This is a genomic window from Paenibacillus sp. FSL R7-0128 (assembly GCF_038002245.1).
Lineage (GTDB): Bacteria > Bacillota > Bacilli > Paenibacillales > Paenibacillaceae > Paenibacillus_AQ > Paenibacillus_AQ silagei.
Window position 1 is genome coordinate 4,196,721 of record NZ_JBBOCD010000001.1, and the last position, 20,631, is coordinate 4,217,351.

Sequence of the window (20,631 nt, forward strand, 5' to 3'; positions counted from 1 at the left end):
GAATTATGCCATGTTTCCTGAATATTCGCAAAAATTTTACACAGTTTTAACATTTCTCGCTTAAGCAAATAGTAGAATGAAAGAATACGATATCATAACTAGACATTGAAGCAACTTGGAGGGTCCATGAACGTGAATACAGATGAGAAAAAAATCAACAATATCAGTCCTGCAACAGCCTATCTTAACCGTGACCTCAGCTGGATCGAGTTCAACCGCCGGGTGCTCGGCGAGGCACAGGACCCGGAGAACCCGCTGATTGAGCGGGCCAAATTCCTGGCCATTGTGTCCAGTAACCTGGATGAGTTCATCAGTGTCCGGGTAGCGGGCATCCAGGATCAGATCCGGGCGGGATATACCAAAAAAGATTTTACCGGCTACACGCCCTCCGGCCTCTATAAACGCCTCAGCAAACGGGTGACCAAGATCGTCGCCGACCAGTACCGCACCTTTAAGGATATTTCACGCAGCCTGCACAAAGAGGGCATTGTGTTCGTTGATTATGAAGACTTGACACCGGCACAGGAGCTGTCGGTTGAGGAATACTACCGTGATATTATTTTCCCTGTGCTGACTCCGATGGCCGTGGACCAGAGCCGTCCGTTCCCGCTGGTTCACAGCCAATTCATCTATCTGGCTGTCGTGCTGACACGCAAGGACAGCCAGGAGGATGAGCCTTACTTCGCCATTCTGCAGATTCCGTCCAATCTGCCGCGCTGCATTCCCTTGCCTCACCGCTCGAACAGCAAAAAACGGCAATTCGTATTCATTGAAGATGTGATCCGCCATCATATTCAGACCTTATTCAGCGGTTATGATCCGGTAGCTGTCAGCGAATTCCGTCTGACCCGCAACTCCGACCTGACGATAGATGAAGAAGGTGCGGAGGATCTGCTGGAGGAGATTGAGAAGGAGCTCCGCAAACGCCGCCGTGGTGTGCCTGCCCGTCTGGAGGTCCAGAAAGGCATCCATCCCTATGCACTGGAGCAGCTTCAGGCTGAATTCGAGCTGGAGGACTTCCTCTTCGAAATTGAAGGTCCGCTTGATCTCGGCTTCCTGCGCAGCTTCAGCAGCAGTCTGAAGGGCTTCAGCTATCTGCTCAACCCGCCTGTCGAGCCGATGTATCCGGCAGAATTCGAGGAGAATGAGGATTTCTTCGAGGTGCTGAGCACCCGTGATGTGTTGGTCTATCATCCGTACGAATCCTTCGATGCGATGACGGATTTCATTATCCAGGCCTCTGAGGATGAGCAGGTGATGGCGATCAAAATGACGCTGTACCGGGTCAGCGGCAATTCTCCGCTGATTACTGCCCTCGCCAACGCAGCCGAATCCGGCAAGCAGGTTACGGTGGTCGTGGAGCTGAAGGCCCGCTTCGATGAGGAACGCAACATCGCCTGGGCGCGTAAGCTGGAGCAGTCCGGCTGCCACGTGGTCTACGGTCTCGTCGGCCTCAAGACCCATGCCAAGGTGACGCTGATCGTCCGCCAGGAAGGCTCAGAGCTGCGCCGTTATGTTCACGTGGGGACAGGCAACTACAATGACAGCACGGCCAAGGCCTATACCGACCTTAGCCTGTTCACCGCCAATCATGAGATTGGCCTGGATGCGTCAGAGCTGTTTAATCAGATGACAGGCTACTCCGCCAACTACAACTGGAACTCCTTCATCGTAGCACCGACCAATATGAGTCTGTCGCTCCAGAAGCTGATTCTGCGTGAGGCGGAGCATGCCGCCGCAGGCCGGCCTGCACGGATTATAGCCAAGATGAACTCTCTGTCGAACCAGGAGGTTATTGATTATCTGTACAGCGCGGCCCAGGCGGGAGTGTCTATCGACCTGATCGTCCGGGGAGTCTGCTGTCTGCGTCCGGGAATTGAAGGCCTCAGTGAGCGCATTACGGTACGCAGCATTGTGGACCGCTTCCTGGAGCATTCACGCATCTATTACTTCGAGAATGGCGGCGATCCCGAGGTCTACCTGTCCAGTGCCGACTGGATGACACGCAACCTGACCCGGCGGATCGAGCTGATGTGTCCGGTGAAGGATAGCAGTATCCGGGGGCAGATTGTCAAGATTCTGGAGCTGTCGCTGATGGACAATGTCAAATCCAGCTTCCTTCAGCCCAACGGATATTATGAACGGATCGACGACAAAAAGGCCCCGCTCCGGAGCCAGTTCGCCGCTATGGATGTTACCCGCTGGAAGGGAAGCCGAGCTTTACCTTCACCGACCAAGCATTCCTGAAGGCTTTGAGTGCATTCTCAATGTCCTCCAGGCCGATAAGCACTTGTCCGCCCTGAAGCTCCAGATCCAGCGTATGATTATGCAGACGGGACTTCAGCCCGCTGACAATGCCGATCTCGGTGCTGTCCAGCGCAATGCTTAACTGCACTAATGTACCCAGCTTATGAATCCATTCCTCGTCGGAAGGCAGCAAAATGTCCTTATGCATCAGGGACAGTTTCTGCTTCCGGCTTTTTGTGCTGTAGGAAGCGATGTACGCGCTAAGAATCAGCTGGCGGTGCGTCAGTCCCCGGATGGGTGAATTCATCAACCAGTAGTGAGTGTGCCGCTTGGATTGATAATAGTTAATGTTGGAGCCTGTCCGGTGCAGCATAATCGCCACATAGACCAGCATCTCCTGCTCCTCCCGGTCCCCTTCCCGATCAAAGGCCCCCAGGAGGCTCAGCGCCAGCTTGTTGATATGGTCGAGATGCCGCTTGGAGGTACGGATATCGAAGCGGATAATCGTATCCAGACTGTACTCCAGCGCGCTGTCACGCACCGGCTGCTCCGGCTCCAGCAGATCATGCAGCATGCCCTCACGCAGGCCTTCGCCGCTGATCAGCGCCCGGCTGGCTCCAATGTAATGATAGACGGTATGGAAAATAATCAGCCCGGACACGATGATATCCGCCCGGCTTTTGGACAGCCCGTCCAGGTCCTTGCGCTTCTCAAACGGGGTAGCAGGCAGAACTTCCATGAACCGTTCGATCGTCTCATTCTCCAGGACATAGCCATGGGAATTAGGCAGCGAATAATCCCGGTTCCTCTGATCCAGCTTAGCCATTGACCGCAGTGTTCCCCCCAGCCCGTATAGCGGAAGCCCTGTGCCCGTCGATAGCCAGTCATGCTCCACCAGCCTGCCGGTGACGTATAATTGCAGCTTGCGGATCTGATCCGCATTCCAGTTGCCGCCCTGGCTGAACATCTGATTCGTATTGACCGCACCGAACGGGAACGAGATGCTCTGCTGATAACGCCGTCCGCGGAATAAGGTGACCTCGGTACTGCCCCCTCCAATATCAATCACGAAGCCATCCTGAACGTCAAAAGCATTGATCACCCCAAGGAAGCCGAAATACGCTTCCTGATATCCGCTGACCACTTCAATCTGGATGGATGAAGCTTCCGACAGATAGCTGATGATCTCCGCTGAGTTCGCTGCATTACGGATGGCGGCGGTGGCGCCTGCGCGGATTTTATCCACCTCAAAATCATCACAAATCTCCTTGAACTGCTGAAGAACAGGTATGATCGTATCCATATCCTTCTTCTCCAGCCTGCCCTCCTTCGTAATCTTCTCGCTCAAACGGGCAGAGTACTTACATTCCTTGATGATTTTGTAGCCGCCTGCCTGCGTCGTGTCATAAATTACTAGTCGTATAGAGTTGGAACCAATATCAATAATGCCGATCCGGCAAAGATCATCTCTCATCTGTATGTACTCCTTTTCAAGTAGATTGATCATCTGTATACTATATCACCCATTGTGCACTCCGCCAAAATAAAATAACCCCATATGGTGGGGTTATTTAGCCAGCCTTCTATAATACCTTGCTGAGAAAATCGCGCGTACGGGCATGCTTGGGATGACCGAACACCTCTGCCGGTGTCCCCTGCTCCACAATCACTCCGCCGTCCATGAACAGGATTCGGTCCCCGACTTCACGGGCGAAGCCCATCTCGTGCGTCACAATCACCATAGTCATGCCGTTCACCGCCAGCTGCTTCATAACCTCCAGCACTTCACCGACCATCTCCGGGTCCAGCGCCGAGGTTGGCTCGTCGAACAGCATGACATGCGGCTGCATAGCCAGCGCCCGGGCGATTGCGATCCGCTGCTTCTGTCCGCCGGAGAGCTGCGCCGGATAAGCATCGCGCTTGTCTTCAAGGCCTACAGTCCGCAGCAGCTCCATCGCGTACTTCTCGGCCTCAGCAGCCTGCTGTTTCTTCACCTTGAGCGGAGCGAGCATAATGTTCTGCAGCACGGATTTGTGCGGGAACAGGTTGAATTGCTGGAACACCATTCCCATTTTCTCGCGGGTCATGTTGATGTCATGGCGCTTCGCGGTAATGGATTGACCCTCGAAGCTGATCTCCCCGCCTGTGGGCTGCTCCAGCAGGTTCAGGCAGCGCAGAAAGGTACTTTTACCCGATCCGCTGGGACCGATGACAACAACGACCTCACCCTTGTGAATATTCAGATCAATGCCCTTCAGGATCTCCAGCTTCCCAAAGCTCTTCCGCAGGTTCTTAACCTCGATCATCCGTGTTCAGCCTCCGTTCCAATATACCCAGCAGCTTGGATAGTGTGAATGTTAGTACGAAATACATGACCGCAATCACAAGCAGCGGACTAAGTCCTTCATAAGTAATGGTGGTTATTGTTCTGGCTTGGAACAGCAGATCCGCTACACCAATCATCGATACGATAGAGGACTCCTTAATAATTGTAATGAATTCGTTGCCGATGGCAGGCAATACGTTCTTCAATGCCTGCGGCAAAATGATGTAACGCATGGTCATACCCTGCTTCATTCCGAGTGAACGAGCCGCCTCCATCTGGCCGCGGTCCACCCCTTGAATTCCTGCACGGAAAATCTCAGCCAAATATGCCGAGCTGTTAATCGTAAGTGTGATCGCACCCGACTGAATCGGGGACAGCGAAATACCAAACTCCGGCAGGCCGTAGTGAATCAGAAACAGCTGCACCAGCATCGGCGTCCCGCGTAAGAATTCCACCCATGCGGTGGCAATAAAGCGCAGAATTCTCCATTTGGACATCCGCAGGAGCGAAACCAGGATGCCTAGTACGAAACCGAAGAATACCCCCAGCACCGCAAGCAGCAGTGTGTACTGCAGACCGGATAAGAATAAATTGCGGTACTCATAAGCCATATCGAATATATTCATTGCCTCAAACCCTCCTCTTCTCAAAAAAATAGAAAACGGCGGATCACCGCCATTTTCTGCATGGTAGAGCATGATCCCGCAGCCAGCTGCGGGCCTATCTTGATCTCCGCTAACCGTATATGCGGCTTCGCGTGTTATTTGCTCTCAGCAAGCTCGCTTGCTGCCGCTACAAATTCATCAATCTTGCCTTCGGAGTTCAGCCGTCCGAGCGTCTTATTCACTTGATCGAGCAGCTCGGTGTTGCCCTTCTTCACACCGATGACATAGCCGTCATCTTCAACCTCCGGCTTGGCATCCGTGATCACGAGGCCCTTGACGTTCTTCACAAAGGACTTGGCAACAGGTCCTTCCATGATGGAAGCATCCACCCGGTTCGACTGTAGCTGCAGGACGATTTCGGAGATTTTGCTGAGGGAGGTCAGCTGTGCGCCTTCGATACCCTTGGCGATCCCCTCCTGGATGGAACCGGTCTGAATTCCGATCTTGGCACCCTTCAGTGCGTCCATGCTGGCGAATTTGTCCTTGTCGGCTTCACGCACTACGACAGCCTGCTCTGCCTTATAGTAGATGTCCGAGAGACCTACAGCTTCAGCGCGTTCCGGTGTCGGGCTAAGTCCCGAGATCACCATATCGATCCGGCCGCTTGCCAGCTCATTCAGCAAAGAGTCGAACGGAAGATCCTTAACCTCCAGCTCCTGGCCCAAATCAGCGGCAATCTCCTTGGCAATCTCGATATCAAAACCAACAATCGTATCCGTACCTTCAACCATCTTGTGGAATTCATATGGAGGAAAGTCTGCGCTTGTACCCATAATCAGCTTCTTGGCCGGCGCCTCCGTGCTTGCAGCACCGCCATTTCCGCTTGCTGCGGTATTGTTCTTATCGTTATTGGAGCCGCATCCGGCCAAGAGTCCTGCTGCCAGCAGCAGTCCCATAGAAAGTTTACCCCATTTGTTCATTTGTCTCGTCTCCCTGTTCTATTTATATTCTCTATTCTATCCGTCCCATGGACCGACTTATTATAAATCACTTCGCATGAATATGCAAAGACGATTTTGTGACAAAAACCTGTTACGGCGACAAAAAAATGCACATCCTATGAAGGTGGTATATAATACTATCTACTATAGATTATCTCCAAATGCCGCACGAATCATTACAGCTTCCACCCAACTTACAGGAGGTGCTACTATGCTGCTTGAAGCGATGTACCATGTTCCCCGTGACAAATGGGCCTATGCCTATGATACTGAAACGATTCATCTGCGTGTGCGCACCAAACGTGATGATGTGGACTACGTAGTCGCCCTTACCGGCGACAAGTATGATTGGCAGCATACCTCTTATGACATTATCATGGAGAAGGCCGCCTCCGATGACAAATTCGATTACTGGGAAGCAGCGGTCCGGCCCAAATATAAGCGGCTTAGCTATACTTTTCGCGTAAGTAAGGGTATGGAGACGGTCTATCTGCTCGATAACGGTATTCGCTCTGAGTGTCCTCCTCCGCCGAATCACTTCTACGAATTCCCATATATCCACGGGATCGACTTGTTCCGGGTTCCTCCCTGGGCAAAGGATGCCGTATTCTACCAGATCATGACCGAGCGTTTCGCGAATGGCAATCCCCTGATTAATCCGGAAGGCACGCAGCCTTGGGGCGGCAAGCCTGAGCTGAATAATTTCTTCGGCGGTGACCTTCAGGGCGTGCTGGACCATCTGGATGATCTGCAGGAGCTGGGCGTCAACGCCCTCTACTTCACGCCGCTATTCGTCTCCCCTTCCAACCATAAATATGACATTGTGGATTACCGGAGAGTTGACCCGCATTTCGGCGATAATGAGCTGCTGAAGCAGGTTGTCGAGGAATGCCACAGACGGGGCCTGCGCGTCATGCTTGACGCGGTGTTCAACCATTGCAGCGATCAGTTCCCGCCCTTCCAGGATGTGCTGGCCAAAGGGGAGTACTCCGTCTACCGGGACTGGTTCCATGTGAACTCTTTTCCGGCTGAGATTGTGGACGGTATTCCCACCTATGACACGTTCGGCTTCTACGGCAATATGCCGAAGTTCAACACCGCCAATCATGAAGTAAAATCTTATCTGCTGGAGGTGGCCGAATACTGGATCAAGGAGATCAAGGTGGACGGCTGGCGGCTGGATGTGGCCAACGAGGTGGACCATCACTTCTGGCGTGATTTCCGCAAGGTGGTCAAGGCCGCGAACCCGGATGCCTACATCGTCGGCGAGGTATGGAGCGACTCCTTAACCTGGCTGCTCGGCGACCAGTTCGATTCGGTGATGAACTATCCCTTCTCGGGGACGGTGCTGGAATTCTTCAACGGCGGGATGGACGGCATCACCTTCGGTCACCGGATCGGCGGCCTGCTCATGCGTTATCCGCAGCAGACGAACGAGGTGGTCTTCAATCTGCTTGGCAGCCATGACACCCCCCGCCTGCTCACCGTGCTTGGTGAAGACAAACGGAAGCTGAAGCTGACGGTCGTCTTCCTGTTCACCTTCATGGGCACCCCCTGCATCTATTACGGCGATGAGATTGGCCTGACGGGCTACGAGGACCCGGATTGCCGCAAATGTATGGAATGGGATCAGGGCAAGCAGGACCGCGAGCTGTATGACTTTTACCGGATGATGATTAGTTTGCGCAAGGAGCATAAGGCGCTTCGTGAAGGCCGCTTCCGGATTCTTCAGGCCTGTGAGCATGACCCGTGCATTGTCTATGAGCGCGCAGATGAGCTGATCCATTTCACGGTCTGGATGAACAATTCACCGCAGCAACGCACGCTCAGCCACCCGATGGAGACCAGTGACTGGCTGGATGCGCTGACCGGCGAAGCAGTAGCCCCGGAACGCGGGATGATGAATGTGGCACTGGAGCCGTACGAGTACCGGATTCTGTTCCGGCATATTGTGGAGGCTTGATGAAATTAGACACATTTAAGTTTTGAACACGTTGCATGGTCGCCGTTGCGGTGAACAACGTCAAAAAGGCATCCCTAAGTTCATCATGAACTGAGGGGTGCCTTTTCCCATCTAAACCTTACTGTACCTATTCCTCCGCAGCCACAGTAATCTTGTTATAAATATCAATGTACTGCTGTGCGGATACGTTCCAGCTGTAGTCGCCGGAGAAAGCGTTTTTGGCTACTTTTTTCCAGTGCTCGGGCTTGTGGTAGAACGAGACGGCGCGGCGGAGCGTGTGCATCATATCATGGGCATTATAATCCTTGAAGGTGAAGCCGTTGCCTTCTCCGGTGTATTCGTTGTATGCCTGCACGGTATCGTTCAGCCCGCCTGTCTCACGGACCACCGGAATGCTGCCGTAACGCAGCGCGAGGAGCTGGCTGATGCCGCAAGGCTCGAATTTGGACGGCATCAGGAAGATGTCGCTGGCGGCGTAGATTTTGCGGGACAAGGCATCACTGAAGGTAATCTGTGACGACAGCTTGGTCGGATAACGCCACTGTGCCTCACGGAACCAGCGTTCGTAGACCTCATCCCCCGTCCCCAGCAGCACGAACTGAATGTCATCGTAGTACAGCAGCTCATCCAGCACACGGGTTAGCAGATCCAGTCCCTTGGAATCCACCAGACGCGTAACCATAGCTACCATTGGAATGTAAGGGGCCACCGGCAATCCAAGCTCCTGCTGGAGTCCCAGCTTGTTCTCGGCTTTTTTGGCCAGGTTAGAGCGGTACTTGGTGAAGATTGCCGTATCACTGGACGGATTATAGCTCTTGGTATCAATTCCGTTCACAATGCCGCTGAGCGCGTCAGAGCGCGCAGTCAGGAGACCATCGAGACCATAGCCGTAGTACGGGGTCCGGATCTCATCCGCATAAGTCGGGCTGACGGTGGTGACATGGTCACTGTAGACAATCCCGCCCTTCATATAATTCACATTCCCGTAATACTCCACGCCCAGGAAATAACTGTCGTCCAGACCCAGCAGCTCACCCAGCACGGTATACGGGAAGACTCCCTGATACAGGAGATTATGTATGGTGAATACCGTACTCATCTCACTGTAGAACGGATTATGGCGGTAATGCGCCTGCAGCAGCAGCGGAACCACCGCAGCATGCCAGTCATGGCAATGGATTACATCCGGCTGGAAGCTAATGGCCGGCAGACATTCCAGCACCGCCCGGTTGAAGTACGCGAACCGCTCGCCGTCATCCATATAGCCATAGATTCCGTCACGGCCGAAGTAATACTCATTGTCGATGAAATACACGGGAATCCCTTCAAATACCACCTTTTCGATCCCGCAATACTGATTGCGCCAGCCAATCGGGACCTCCAGAGTAGCGACATGCTCCATCTGAGCGGAATACTTCTCAGGAATTCCTTTGTATTTGGGCAAAATGACCCGGACATCGACCCCGGCCGCCTTGAGGGCTTTCGGCAAAGCGCCGATGACATCGGCCAGTCCGCCTGTTTTGATAAATGGATGGGCTTCCGCCGCGGCAAATAATACTTTCATTCCATCTCCCCCTTATATAGTGGCTTATTCGGACACTTCCTGCCCTTAAACGGTCTTGCGGCCTGACTTCTTAAGCACCAAGAAGCTAAGTGGCGGCAGGGTCAGTTCTATACTGTTCACCTGATTATGCCACTCGGTCTTGGTGCTCTTCAGCGGCTCATTATGGAAGCCCGATCCGCCGTATTCGTTGCTCTCCGAGCTAAATAACTCTTCATAAACACCCGAACGAGGCACGCCGATACGGTAATGGCGGCGCTCGGCCGGCTGGAAGTTGATGATCATTAAGAGCGTGTCTACCGGACGTTTGCCTCTGCGGATATAGGATACGACACTCTGCCCGCTGTCATCGGCATCGATCCACTGGTAGCCCGTCATGTCATGATCGAGCTCCCACAGCGCTTTTTCGGCAAGGTATAGCTTATTCAGCGCAGCTGTATAGGCCTGCATCCGCCGGTGGCTCTCATAATCCAGCAGCAGCCAGTCGAGCTGATCCTGATCCTTCCATTCAATGAATTGCCCGAACTCTCCGCCCATGAACAGCAGCTTCTTGCCCGGATGGCTGATCTGATACCCCAGAAGCTGGCGCAGACCGGCGAATTTCTGCTCATAGGACCCCGGCATTTTGTCCAGCAGCGACTTCTTGCCGTGCACTACTTCGTCATGCGACAGCGGAAGTGTATAGTTCTCGGCATACGCATAGCATATCGGGAAGGTCAACAAATTATGATGATAAGGGCGCGAATCGAAATCCCGTTCTATGTAGCCCAAGGTGTCATTCATCCAGCCCATATTCCATTTGTAGTTGAAGCCCAGGCCCCCTTCATGCACCGGTGAGGTTACACCCGGCCAGGCACTGGATTCTTCCGCCATCATGAGCGCCTTCGGATAATACCGGAAAATCGTCTGGTTGAGCTGCTGAATGAACCGGATAGCCTCCAGATTCTCCAGCCCGCCATGCTCATTCGTCCGGTACTGATGGGGTTCCTTCTCGAAATCAAGCCGCAGCATACTCGTAACCGCATCCACGCGCATGCCGTCAATATGATACTTCTCGAACCAGAACAAGGCATTGGAGATCAGGAAGGATGAGATTTCCGGCTTGCTGAAATCGAAGGACAAGGTGCCCCAGCCCGGCTTCTCCGCCAGCATCGGATCAGCATACTCATACAGCGGCGAACCGTCGAACAGGCGCAGGCCATGAGCATCCTTGGCAAAATGGGCAGGAACCCAGTCCAGAATAACCCCGATGCCGGCCTGATGCAGCTGATCGATCAGATACATCAGATCCTGCGGCTCTCCGAAGCGGCTGGTAGCCGCAAAATAACCGGTTCCCTGGTAGCCCCAGGACAGATCATATGGATGTTCAGCGAGCGGCATAAACTCCACATGGGTATAGCTCATTTCGCTCAGGTAAGGAATCAGCAGACTGCTGATCTCCCGATAAGTATAGAGTTCGCCGTCTTCCTTTTGCCGCCAGGTGCCCAGATGCATTTCATAAATATTCATGGGTGCCTGATACGGACCTTTACTCTTCCGCCTCCAAGCAGCATCCCCCCATTTGTAGCCGTCCAGATTCGCTACAACAGATGCTGTTGCCGGGCGAACTTCCGCGTGGAAGGCATATGGGTCTGCTTTGAGGAAGCTTGTACCATCTGCTCCTGTAATCCTGTATTTGTAAAAAGTTCCAGGCTCCATTCCCGGAAAAAAACGACTCCAAAATCCTGAATCGGGTATCTTATATAACGTATCAAGATCGGATGTTCCATCCCAGCTGTTATGATCTCCCGCCAGTCCTACATATGCCGCATGAGGAGCCCACACGGTAAAGCGAACGCCGGCCTGCCCTTCTTGGACGGCAATGTGCGCGCCAAGCATCGTATAGCTGCGATAATTCGTGCCCTCATGGAACAGATAAATATCTTCAGCGGACGGGAGGTTTTCTGTTTTTGGTAAATCGGCCAAATCATCACCACCTTAGGATATATGATGCACCTATTACATTACCCGAATATATAGATTTTGAAAATGATTTTGAGAGAAGTCCAGGCAATTTCTGAATATTGAAAATAAACATGTAATTTTTGCAGATATGCAGCAATATAATTCACCTATGTCGTTTCAAGCGCTTGTTCTGCGTGTATATTACAAGCATTGACAAAAAAATGGGAGGGATAACACATGAGTAAGAAAGAATGTATCGCCATGCTCCTGGCAGGCGGGGAAGGCCGCAGATTAGCCCCGTTGACTTCCAGCATGGCTAAGCCTGCAGTCCCTTTCGGCGGACAGTACCGAATTATTGATTTTCCCCTAAGCAACTGTGTGAATTCCAAGATTGACACCATCGGAGTATTGACTCAGTACGAAGCAGAATCCTTGCATCAGCATATCGGTGAAGGTGAGCCCTGGGGGCTGCACAGCCGCAGTGACCGTGGTGTAAGACTGCTCCCTTCTGGGATTGAAGGCAGAGACAGCTATACAGGCACCGCCGATGCTATTTATAAGAATATTGAATATATTGACAGTCAGAACCCGGAGCATGTACTTATTCTGTCGGGAGACCATATCTACCACATGGACTACCGCAAAATGCTCGATTATCACATCGCCAAGTCTGCGAAGGCAACGATATCGGTTATGGAGGTTCCTTGGGATGAAGCGAGCCGCTTCGGCGTGATGAACGTGGATGAAGATTTCAAGATCTCCGAATTTGCCGAGAAACCGAAGGCTCCGAAGAGCAATCTGGCTTCGATGGGTATTTATCTGTTCGAGTGGGCGTACTTAAAAGCTCATTTGCTGCGGGATGCCGTGAATGCGGAGTCCGGTCATGACTTCGGCAAGGATGTCATTCCATCCATGCTGGATGCAAATGATGAACTGTTCGCTTACCGCTTCGAGGGCTACTGGAGAGATGTGGGTACCGTTGGCAGCCTCTGGGAAGCTCATATGGATCTCTTGCAAGAAGACGGCTTCCAGCTTGATAACTCACGCTGGCCGATGTACAGCCGTGCACAGCGGACCAAGCTGGCTGCGCTCAGACCCCGCACTCAACAAGCTACTTCAGCAGATTGCCTGATTCACGAAACCTGCCAGCTCGAAGGCAGCCCTCATCGCTCGGTCATCTTCAGCGGTGTAGAGATCGGCAAGCAGAGCAGAATCAAGCAGAGTGTGGTAATGCCCGGTGCCCGTATTGGACGCGGTGTTCTGATTGAACACGCCATTATCGGTGAAGGTGCTGTGATCAAGGACGGCGCTGTGATCAAAGGCAGTGCAGACAACATTGTGGTTGTCGGCCCGCATGAGATTGTAGCTGCCAAGCCGCTGGTCCGTACCCAGCCTGCCCGCCTGCTTCAGGAGGTCTATGAGAAGGCCGGCCGTCTGCGTGCGGAAGGAATGCCTTCATAAATAATCGTTCAGCACAATCGTTCAGCCCTTAGGGCTGTTACATACAAAGGGATACAGCTCCGGTCTGTCCGGATGATAGCTGTATCCCTTTTGTATAAATATAAGAAATTATATGTTTCACAAGATAACTTATCCTTCTATTTCTCGCTGAAACGGGTGCCGTCCCTGGAAGGACGCCAAAGCCGTTTCCACTTGGCTTGCTTATGAAGTTACCGGTGAGTTGCTGGGACGGGCATTCCCCTGCTGGCTGTCCTCAAGCGGCAGAATGACGGTAACCTGGGTACCCTTGCCCAGCTCACTGTCCATTTCCAGCTTGCCGTTATGAAGCTCCACAATCTGCTGAGAGATCGCCAGCCCGAGGCCCGTTCCCCCGTTAAGGGCATCGACCTGGAAGAAGCGGTCCCGTACTCTGGCCAGGTGCGCTTCACTAATGCCAATACCGCTGTCACGGACAGTGACAGCCATCTCGGTACCGGATAGACGCTCCGCCGACAGCACGATACTGGAATCCTCTGGTGAGAACTTCACCGCATTATCCACCAGATTGAGGAAGACTTGCTTGAGGCGGTTGGCATCCGCCTTGATGAAAATCGTCTCCTCACATTCCAGCAGCAGATGAATCCGTTTCTTCTCGGCCTTGGCCCAGATATTGAGCAGCGTCTCCTGCAGCAGAACCTTAATATCCACCTGCCCCATCGACAGCTTCATTTCGTTCTGCTGCAGCTTCGAGAAGTCGAGGATCTCCTCCACCAGCCCGATCAGCCGGTCACTCTCCCTGGAGATAATTCCGACCCCAAGCTTGGTCTCTTCAGGGTCGTAGCCCCCGGAGACCAGGGTCTCGCTCCAGCCCTTGATGCTGGTCAGCGGGGTCCGCAGCTCATGGGAGATCGAGGAGATGAAATCATCCTTGATCTGATTGCTGCGGACAATCTCGTCCGCCATATAGTTCAGCGTTGAAGCAAGTGCCCCTATCTCATAACGGTAATCGCCTTTGATCCGGGTCGTGAACTTGCCCTTCGCCATCTGTGCTGACACTGCCGTAATATTATTCAGCGGACGCACAATCGAATTGGCGAGCCCGAAGCTGAGCAGCAGAACAATCGTCAGCACTACCACACCGATGCCAATGGAGAGCAGGGTCAGATTAAGCAGATCTTTATTAACGCCTTCCATGGAAGTCAGATACCGCAGAATATAAGTATCGTGAGCATTAATACGCACCATCTTGGAGACCGCCATGACACTTTCATTAGTTCCGGCTTGCCGGCCTAGCCAGCGTCCTATACTGCCGCCCACCGCCTCCGGGACATCACTGGTGGTGATGGTCCGGTCCGGCTGAAACCCTGTTGTACTGGTAAGGATGTCCCCCTTAAGGGTCAGGACCTCCAGCTCGGTATACTCCAGATTAAAATAATCGAGTAACCCCTTCAACTGGTTCGCTGATGTGCCGTTTAAGACCCCATATTTAACCATACTTTCGGCTGCACTAATCTGTGTAGTGATCTTGGTGTAGATGCTGTCGTAATAATAGGTACGGATCGCCAGCAGAAAGGTTGTCTCAACCAGGAGAAGCGCTACAAAGACTACAAGAATATAGTGCAGTACGATCTGTCTGCGCATCCCCTTCTTGATCATTGTACCTGGCCTTTCCATTTATAGCCGTGCCCCCACACCGTCTGCAGGTACTCAGGCTCCGATGGATTGTTCTCGATTTTTTGGCGCAAGCGGCGGATATTGACGTCAACAATCTTAGGGTCCCCCATATATTCCTTGCCCCAGACATGATCAAGCAGGGAGTCACGGCTGAGCGGCGTATTCTCCTTCTCCAGGAAGAACTGCACCAGCGAGAATTCTGTTGGGGTAAGCTCAATGGCTTCCCCGCTCCGCTTGAACTGCTTGGAGATCAGATCTAATGTGAACGGACCCGACTGGAACGAGACCTTGGCCGACTGCTCGCGGTGAACATTGACCCGGCGCAGCAGCGACTGGATACGTGCGATCAGCTCGGTTGGACTGAACGGCTTGCTGACATGGTCATCTGCTCCCACCGACAGCGCATAGACCTTGTCCTGCTCCTGTACCTTGGCCGTCAAGAAAATAATTCCGAGCCGTTCATTGGTCTCCCGGATGCGTCTGCATACCTCAAAGCCGTCGATGCCGGGTACCATAACATCCAGCAGGGCGATATCAATGTCATGTATAGTAGTCAGCTTATGCAGCGCCTCATGGCCATCTGCCGCCTCCAGCACCTCAAAGCCGTTACGCTTCAGATTAATAACAATAAAACTGCGGATAGACTCTTCGTCCTCCAGTATCAGTACTTTACTCATTGATTCCCTTCCTTTCAATAGAGGATTGAATTCGCCCGTCTCCTCCTCCGATTGTATTTTGTTCCAGTCCTCCCCGGTACCCGATCATTTTATCCAGATCGCGGCCGAGCAGCTTCCAGCCGGTGTTCTTCGCATTGTCCCATTCCGCAGGCGAGAAGAATGTTACTTCGGCGACCGTCTCTCCGGTATCCGTCATAATGAATTTGAGTGATTTGTTCTGAACCGACTTCGTGTCCACGGTCACCCGCTCCTGCCATTCGGGGGCGAAGTTAATCGTGAACCGGTCCAGCGGATCATTATAGAGCTGGGTACTGAAGGTCAAGCCGTCTTTCCCGTCCCATTTGTAATAGGAATTGAAATACGGAATGGTCTCCGGATCGAAATACTCCCATCCCTTGGGGGGAACCAGCATCCCTATCTCAATAATTCCGTCCGAATCAATATCCTCGCTGACTATTTTGCGGTCCTTGAAGGTGAGGTCATTCCCGGGAATAGCGACACGCAGCTTGTTATTCTCCATTACAACCACTGTTGTATACGCTGAGTGAGAATCCACGGCTGAATCCAGGACTATACCTTCTTTGTTCGCAGCTACTTTTCCTGAGACAATATTGTAATAACTATTGAAATAAGGGTCTAAGTCGTCCAGTTGATCCAGCACCTGGAAGCTGTCATTGTACTGGTAAGTAGCAATTGTTGCGAATTCATTACGCTTGAAATACACCACGGTAATATCCGCGATTCCATCCTCATTCAGATCATCGATGATGTATTTGGTGTACGGCTTCGTTAGAATCTCTTCCAGCACTCCCCCGGAATAGCTGTAGACGACCATGCCCTTCTCTTCCCCACGGGAATACCCGGCAATAATGTTGAGCTTACCGTCACCTGTTACATCCTTAAGATCTACAGAATCAAGATTGTTGCCAACACCATCGAACGTAAGCTTCTTGACCCAGGTATCCCCCTGCTTCTCCAGAATCATTCCGTGATTAACCACGGCTTCATTCTTGTTCTGGTAGAACACAAGCGTCTCCATCACGCCATCCTGGTCCAGGTCCTCTGTAAAAATAGAGCTGTTATCATCATTGGCCGGACGGGTCAACGTGCCATCCAGCGCCTTCAGAGAAGAGTTAATGGCGGCCATCAGCGAAGCCTTGTCAGCGGGTAGCTGAGGCACCCTCATCTGGGATACCGGATCGCTGATGAAGGTGCAGCCCGACAGGGCAAACAGCGACAGGGCGGCTGCGGCAAGTCCTCCCAGTAGACGCATACGCATATTCAACTTCATTTACGCTCTCCTTACTGAACGCCTTGCCTCACTTCACAGGTGCAGCCGCTCCTGTGAGGTTAGCCGGCGTCCTTTGACATCATGCTTAATTCTTCCGTCCTCCAGCACCCACAGACGGCTGGCGTAACGCTCGGCCAGCTCAATCGGCAGCACCGTAAGCACGGTAAGTCCTGTCTCCTTGCACAGATTGCGGAGGGTCTCCAGCACATTCTCCGCAGTCTTGGGGTCAAGGCCCGTCACCGGCTCATCCGCCAGGATGACCTTGGCGCCGTGGACCAATGCCCGGGCAATGGCTACACGCTGACGTTCACCGCCGCTGAGTTGGCCGGACTTCAGCTTGGCCTTGTCCAGCAGGCCAAGCAGATCAAGCTGGTCCATCGCCCCCATATAATCATCTGAACGGACCATGCCTGTAGCCATCCGCCACAGCGGCGTCTGGGAGGCCTGTCCAATCAGCACATTCTTCAGTGCAGTGCGGTTCGGATTCAGCTCCGCATTCTGCTCCAGATAAGCCCATTCCCGGCGGATTTTACGTTTGCCGGCGAAGGGGCTCTTCATAATATCCTGCCCATCTACCCTGAAATTCCCTCTGTCCCACTTCTCACGCAGGGCAAGGCAGCGCAGCAGCGTTGATTTCCCGCTGCCGCTGGCTCCCAGCAGCGCTACAAATTCTCCCGGTTCTAATTGAAATCCGATATCCTGAAGCACCGGTGTTTTATCTTCCCCGACCGCTTTGGCCAAATGTTCAACTGTAATCATAGGTCAGCCTCTCCTGTCTTCGACTCTACTCTATAGTGTACTCTGAAAGCGGGATCAAATTCCATGCGAGCATTCGTTCTTATTCTACCTCATATCGTCTTCCGTGGCGAGAACAATAACCCTGCCAGCCCAAATACAATATACAGGCCGCCCATTACGGCAAACACACTGCCGCCCCAGCCGAATTGCAGCAGCAGCCCGCCGATGCCCGGCCCCGCAATACTTCCCAGACTATAATGGAAGGAAGCGACTACATTGGCAGCGGGAAGCAGCTTGCGCGGCAGGATATCGGCGGCATAGCTTAATCCTAGTGAGAAAAAGGAGCCGACAAGTCCCCCGGCCACCATCAGCACCAGCAGGGTGAGCAGGACATGGTCGCCAGTAAGCGGCAGCAGCGTGAAGGCCAAGCCTCCTCCTGTCCCCGCAGCAATCAGGATGGCCTTGCGGCCATAACGGTCGCTCCATATGCCGAGCGGCAGCTGAAGCAGCAGGCCTCCAATGCCTGCAAAGGGCAGCAAAGCGGCAATCTGGTCTGCACTGAATCCGGTGCGCAGCCCGTATACCGGGAAGCTGCTGTTCAGGCTGGCTTCCATATAGCCGTATAGCAGCGCCGGAATCAGCGCATACCAAGCAAGCCGGTAGCTCCGGCCGAATCTGCTCGCCTGGCCTTCGCTGTGATCCATAGCTTCCGGCCGCGAGTCAGGCAGCTTGAAGCCCACAATCAGCAGCACGATTACGAACAGCAGGGCTGTAATCAGGAACGGTGCGGGCTGCCCGAACCGCAGCAGGCTGATGCCCAGCGGTCCGAGGCTGAAGCCCAGTCCGTAGGACATCCCGTAGAGCGACAGGTTGCGTCCACGGTGCTCCGCCGGTGTCATGAGCAGCACCCAGAGCTGCGCGGCGTAATTCACCGCTGAATCGCCGATCCCGACCAGCACGCGGAGCACGAACCAGACCTTCACGCCGGTAAGGAGCGGGAAAAGCAGGAGTGATACCAGCACCAGAGCGAGACCGGCGGCGATTAGCTTCTTGAAGCCGATGGCGCCAAGTACCCGTTCTGCAATCAGGGTCATGGCAAATGAGCCTACATACAAGGCAGCCGCGTTAAGTCCGTTCAGCGAGGACGATACGCCTTCCTGCTCCAGCAGAATAGATAAGACCGGCAGCAGCATCCCCTGGCTCAGCCCTGCCAAAATAATCACGGCAATCAAAATCGAATAATTCATTCTACCGCTCTGTCCATGCGGCATCGGTGTAGAATCTGACACAAATAAATCCTCCTATGTAATTCATTGATGTGCGTAACCTGATGTCCATGCGGGCAAACACCGAACATTATAGTAGACAACCCTCTTCAAAACAAGAGATAATATATAGAAGTGACTGATTTTCTGGAGGTGACCCGGCTTAAATGAAGTATGAACTGAACATTGATGTTTCCCCCGTATACGAACTGCTGGACAGTTTCATGTTATATGTAACCAAGAAATGGACCTCCAATCTGGACATCGGCACCGACTGGATCCGGGATGTGGATGGCCGCTTCACTCCCGCACAGCTGGCTGCACTGAAGCAGGCCGCCGAGTGGCCGTTCGAAGATTATGATGTACTCTACGCCTGGGCCTACAGCCGGGGCGAGGCTTCCAAGGTGCTGCAGTTCCTGGCTGAGCTGGAGAGCTTGTCTCTGGAGGATTGCCTCCGGCGGACCGAGCCTTTCTTCCATCAATTCACGGCCGAGGAATGCGCACGGATCAAGAACGGATATACGCCTCTTTTGCGGATATGGTATGAGCATTATTTCCGCCATGTGGAACATACCCTGCTGCCGCTGCTGATTGAAGACGCTTCTGAGAAAAAAATGCTGGAAAGCAAAATGGACATGGTCCCGCTGATCGAATATGCTTCCGGCGGAATTGTCATTGAGGACATTCCCGGACTGAAGACGATTGTGCTGCTGCCTACCGTGCATAACCGGCCGATCAACACGTACTGCTTCTTCAAGAACCTGATGCTGGTGCAATATCCGGTTGATGTCCCCTCAGACAATGAGGAGGAGCCTCCAACGGTGCTGCTTCGTTTAACACAGGCTCTCTCTGATCCTACCCGGCTGAGACTGCTGCGCTTCGTAGCGAACGAACCGAAGACACTGTGGGAGATGCAGTCCGAGCTGAGCCTGTCCCGGGAGATGCTGATGCATCACCTGCTTAGTCTAAGAGTCGCCGGGCTTCTGCGGGTCCATTTGCGCGGTGAAGGCACCGAACGCTACAGCATACGTCCTGACGGGGCCTCGGAGCTCCAGATGTTTCTGGAGTCCTACATCCGTATCTAACAGACCAACTTAGGAGTGAACCTCATGAAGTATTTGACCCAACAAGTGATCTTTGATCTCGACGACACCCTAGTGCATTGCAATAAGTATTTTGACCTTATCCTTGGACAATATTTCGAGCTGATGTCTGACTGGTTCAGCGATTACCAGCCTACCATCAGCGAACTGCGCAGCAAGCAGGTGGAGATCGATGTCGAGACCGTTAGCACAAGCGGCCTGGCCAGCGACAATTTCCCGAAATCGCTGATTGCCACCTACCGTTACTTCTGCAGCAAATATAACCGCAAGCCGGATGCCTTCGAGGAGCGGCAGCTGATGAAGCTGGGACTGAGTGTGTACGACCAGGAGGTGGAAGCTTATCCCGGCATGGTAGAGACGCTGGATACCCTCAAGCAGGACGGCCATTCCCTCTATCTCTATACCGGCGGCGACGACACCATCCAGCAGCGCAAAATCGCCCAAATGAAGCTGGACGCCTATTTCGATGACCGCATCTATATCCGCCAGCACAAAAATGTGGAGGCGCTTGAGAATATCCTGACCACCTATCCGTTCGACCGTAATATCACCTGGATGATCGGCAACTCCCTGCGTACAGATGTACTGCCCGCGCTGACTGCCGGAATCAATAGCATCTATCTGAAGCAGCCGAATGAGTGGCTCTACAATCTGATTGAGCTGGAACGGGAGATGCAGCAGTCCGTCCTGACCATCTCTGCCATTCACGAGGTGCCTCCGGTGATCCGCACCGCTGCGCTGCGGGAGCATCACGGCTGATTGACTTGCACCATCAGAATCGGGCAATTGTTACAAA

The 20,631-nt window shown here is 53.1% G+C and carries 16 protein-coding genes; 5 read left to right on the forward strand and 11 right to left on the reverse strand.

The window, feature by feature from the left end; translation table 11 throughout:
• The first annotated feature begins 126 nt into the window (after positions 1-126).
• Positions 127-2,247, forward strand: a complete 2,121-nt coding sequence (ppk1, locus tag NST26_RS17335) for a polyphosphate kinase 1 (protein WP_340979536.1) — start codon at positions 127-129, stop codon at positions 2,245-2,247.
• Here ppk1 and NST26_RS17340 read toward each other — a convergent pair.
• The 4 genes from NST26_RS17340 to NST26_RS17355 all read right to left on the reverse strand — a co-directional run bounded on the left by NST26_RS17340 (position 2,195) and on the right by NST26_RS17355 (position 6,158).
• Positions 2,195-3,721 carry a Ppx/GppA phosphatase family protein gene (locus NST26_RS17340; RefSeq protein WP_340979537.1) on the reverse strand — a complete coding sequence of 509 codons (1,527 nt, stop codon included), beginning with the start codon at positions 3,719-3,721 and terminating at the stop codon, positions 2,195-2,197. The two genes, ppk1 and NST26_RS17340, sit on opposite strands and share 53 nt — an antisense overlap.
• Positions 3,722-3,830: 109 nt before the next feature.
• Positions 3,831-4,553, reverse strand: coding sequence for an amino acid ABC transporter ATP-binding protein (locus NST26_RS17345; RefSeq protein WP_340979538.1), 723 nt, complete (start codon positions 4,551-4,553; stop codon positions 3,831-3,833).
• Positions 4,540-5,199, reverse strand: coding sequence for an amino acid ABC transporter permease (locus NST26_RS17350; RefSeq protein ID WP_076079313.1), 660 nt, complete (start codon positions 5,197-5,199; stop codon positions 4,540-4,542). Before NST26_RS17350 ends, NST26_RS17345 begins: the two co-directional genes overlap by 14 nt.
• A gap of 134 nt (positions 5,200-5,333) precedes the next feature.
• The gene (locus NST26_RS17355) at positions 5,334-6,158 is read right to left on the reverse strand and encodes a transporter substrate-binding domain-containing protein (protein WP_209873716.1); all 825 of its coding nucleotides are present in this window, start codon (positions 6,156-6,158) and stop codon (positions 5,334-5,336) included.
• A gap of 232 nt (positions 6,159-6,390) precedes the next feature.
• Here NST26_RS17355 and NST26_RS17360 point away from each other — a divergent pair, with 232 nt between their 5' ends.
• Positions 6,391-8,142, forward strand: coding sequence for an alpha-glycosidase (locus tag NST26_RS17360; RefSeq protein WP_076079315.1), 1,752 nt, complete (start codon positions 6,391-6,393; stop codon positions 8,140-8,142).
• Between the two features lie 127 nt (positions 8,143-8,269).
• On the opposite strand, the gene glgA is transcribed toward NST26_RS17360, so the two are convergent.
• Together glgA and glgB are read right to left on the reverse strand one after the other, a co-directional pair.
• Positions 8,270-9,706: a glycogen synthase GlgA gene (gene glgA, locus NST26_RS17365; RefSeq protein WP_340979539.1), complete on the reverse strand. Its 1,437-nt coding sequence runs from the start codon at positions 9,704-9,706 to the stop codon at positions 8,270-8,272.
• 45 nt (positions 9,707-9,751) lie between these two features.
• Positions 9,752-11,668, reverse strand: coding sequence for a 1,4-alpha-glucan branching protein GlgB (gene glgB, locus NST26_RS17370; protein ID WP_340979540.1), 1,917 nt, complete (start codon positions 11,666-11,668; stop codon positions 9,752-9,754).
• A 216-nt stretch (positions 11,669-11,884) separates the two neighbouring features.
• On the opposite strand from glgB, the gene NST26_RS17375 reads away from it, so the two are divergent.
• On the forward strand, positions 11,885-13,108 hold the full coding sequence (locus NST26_RS17375) for a glucose-1-phosphate adenylyltransferase (RefSeq protein WP_340979541.1): 1,224 nt from the start codon (positions 11,885-11,887) through the stop codon (positions 13,106-13,108).
• A 201-nt stretch (positions 13,109-13,309) separates the two neighbouring features.
• On the opposite strand, the gene NST26_RS17380 is transcribed toward NST26_RS17375, so the two are convergent.
• From NST26_RS17380 to NST26_RS17400, 5 genes are all read right to left on the reverse strand, one after another.
• On the reverse strand, positions 13,310-14,743 hold the full coding sequence (locus NST26_RS17380) for a sensor histidine kinase (protein WP_340980854.1): 1,434 nt from the start codon (positions 14,741-14,743) through the stop codon (positions 13,310-13,312).
• Positions 14,740-15,438 carry a response regulator transcription factor gene (locus NST26_RS17385; protein ID WP_036695433.1) on the reverse strand — a complete coding sequence of 233 codons (699 nt, stop codon included), beginning with the start codon at positions 15,436-15,438 and terminating at the stop codon, positions 14,740-14,742. Before NST26_RS17385 ends, NST26_RS17380 begins: the two co-directional genes overlap by 4 nt.
• The gene (locus tag NST26_RS17390) at positions 15,431-16,729 is read right to left on the reverse strand and encodes a hypothetical protein (RefSeq protein WP_200869552.1); all 1,299 of its coding nucleotides are present in this window, start codon (positions 16,727-16,729) and stop codon (positions 15,431-15,433) included. Before NST26_RS17390 ends, NST26_RS17385 begins: the two co-directional genes overlap by 8 nt.
• 33 nt (positions 16,730-16,762) lie before the next feature.
• On the reverse strand, positions 16,763-17,488 hold the full coding sequence (locus NST26_RS17395; protein ID WP_036726471.1) for a phosphonate ABC transporter ATP-binding protein: 726 nt from the start codon (positions 17,486-17,488) through the stop codon (positions 16,763-16,765).
• Between the two features lie 89 nt (positions 17,489-17,577).
• Positions 17,578-18,738: an MFS transporter gene (locus NST26_RS17400; protein WP_340958040.1), complete on the reverse strand. Its 1,161-nt coding sequence runs from the start codon at positions 18,736-18,738 to the stop codon at positions 17,578-17,580.
• Between the two features lie 161 nt (positions 18,739-18,899).
• Here NST26_RS17400 and NST26_RS17405 point away from each other — a divergent pair, with 161 nt between their 5' ends.
• Both NST26_RS17405 and NST26_RS17410 read left to right on the forward strand, forming a co-directional pair.
• A complete protein-coding gene (locus NST26_RS17405; RefSeq protein WP_036726468.1) occupies positions 18,900-19,817 on the forward strand; it encodes an ArsR/SmtB family transcription factor in 918 nt (305 codons plus the stop codon).
• A gap of 24 nt (positions 19,818-19,841) precedes the next feature.
• The gene (locus tag NST26_RS17410) at positions 19,842-20,594 is read left to right on the forward strand and encodes an HAD family hydrolase (protein WP_340979542.1); all 753 of its coding nucleotides are present in this window, start codon (positions 19,842-19,844) and stop codon (positions 20,592-20,594) included.
• Positions 20,595-20,631 lie beyond the last annotated feature (37 nt).

Bases quoted from the DNA above. Each gene is read 5' to 3' on its own strand.
- ppk1 (WP_340979536.1), top strand. From the start codon at position 127: ATGAACGTGAATACAGATGAGAAAAAAATCAACAATATCAGTCCTGCA.
- NST26_RS17340 (WP_340979537.1), bottom strand. From the start codon at position 3,721: ATGAGAGATGATCTTTGCCGGATCGGCATTATTGATATTGGTTCCAAC.
- NST26_RS17345 (WP_340979538.1), bottom strand. From the start codon at position 4,553: ATGATCGAGGTTAAGAACCTGCGGAAGAGCTTTGGGAAGCTGGAGATC.
- NST26_RS17350 (WP_076079313.1), bottom strand. From the start codon at position 5,199: ATGAATATATTCGATATGGCTTATGAGTACCGCAATTTATTCTTATCC.
- NST26_RS17355 (WP_209873716.1), bottom strand. From the start codon at position 6,158: ATGAACAAATGGGGTAAACTTTCTATGGGACTGCTGCTGGCAGCAGGA.
- NST26_RS17360 (WP_076079315.1), top strand. From the start codon at position 6,391: ATGCTGCTTGAAGCGATGTACCATGTTCCCCGTGACAAATGGGCCTAT.
- glgA (WP_340979539.1), bottom strand. From the start codon at position 9,706: ATGAAAGTATTATTTGCCGCGGCGGAAGCCCATCCATTTATCAAAACA.
- NST26_RS17375 (WP_340979541.1), top strand. From the start codon at position 11,885: ATGAGTAAGAAAGAATGTATCGCCATGCTCCTGGCAGGCGGGGAAGGC.
- NST26_RS17380 (WP_340980854.1), bottom strand. From the start codon at position 14,743: ATGATCAAGAAGGGGATGCGCAGACAGATCGTACTGCACTATATTCTT.
- NST26_RS17385 (WP_036695433.1), bottom strand. From the start codon at position 15,438: ATGAGTAAAGTACTGATACTGGAGGACGAAGAGTCTATCCGCAGTTTT.
- NST26_RS17390 (WP_200869552.1), bottom strand. From the start codon at position 16,729: ATGAAGTTGAATATGCGTATGCGTCTACTGGGAGGACTTGCCGCAGCC.
- NST26_RS17395 (WP_036726471.1), bottom strand. From the start codon at position 17,488: ATGATTACAGTTGAACATTTGGCCAAAGCGGTCGGGGAAGATAAAACA.
- NST26_RS17400 (WP_340958040.1), bottom strand. From the start codon at position 18,738: ATGCCGCATGGACAGAGCGGTAGAATGAATTATTCGATTTTGATTGCC.
- NST26_RS17405 (WP_036726468.1), top strand. From the start codon at position 18,900: ATGAAGTATGAACTGAACATTGATGTTTCCCCCGTATACGAACTGCTG.
- NST26_RS17410 (WP_340979542.1), top strand. From the start codon at position 19,842: ATGAAGTATTTGACCCAACAAGTGATCTTTGATCTCGACGACACCCTA.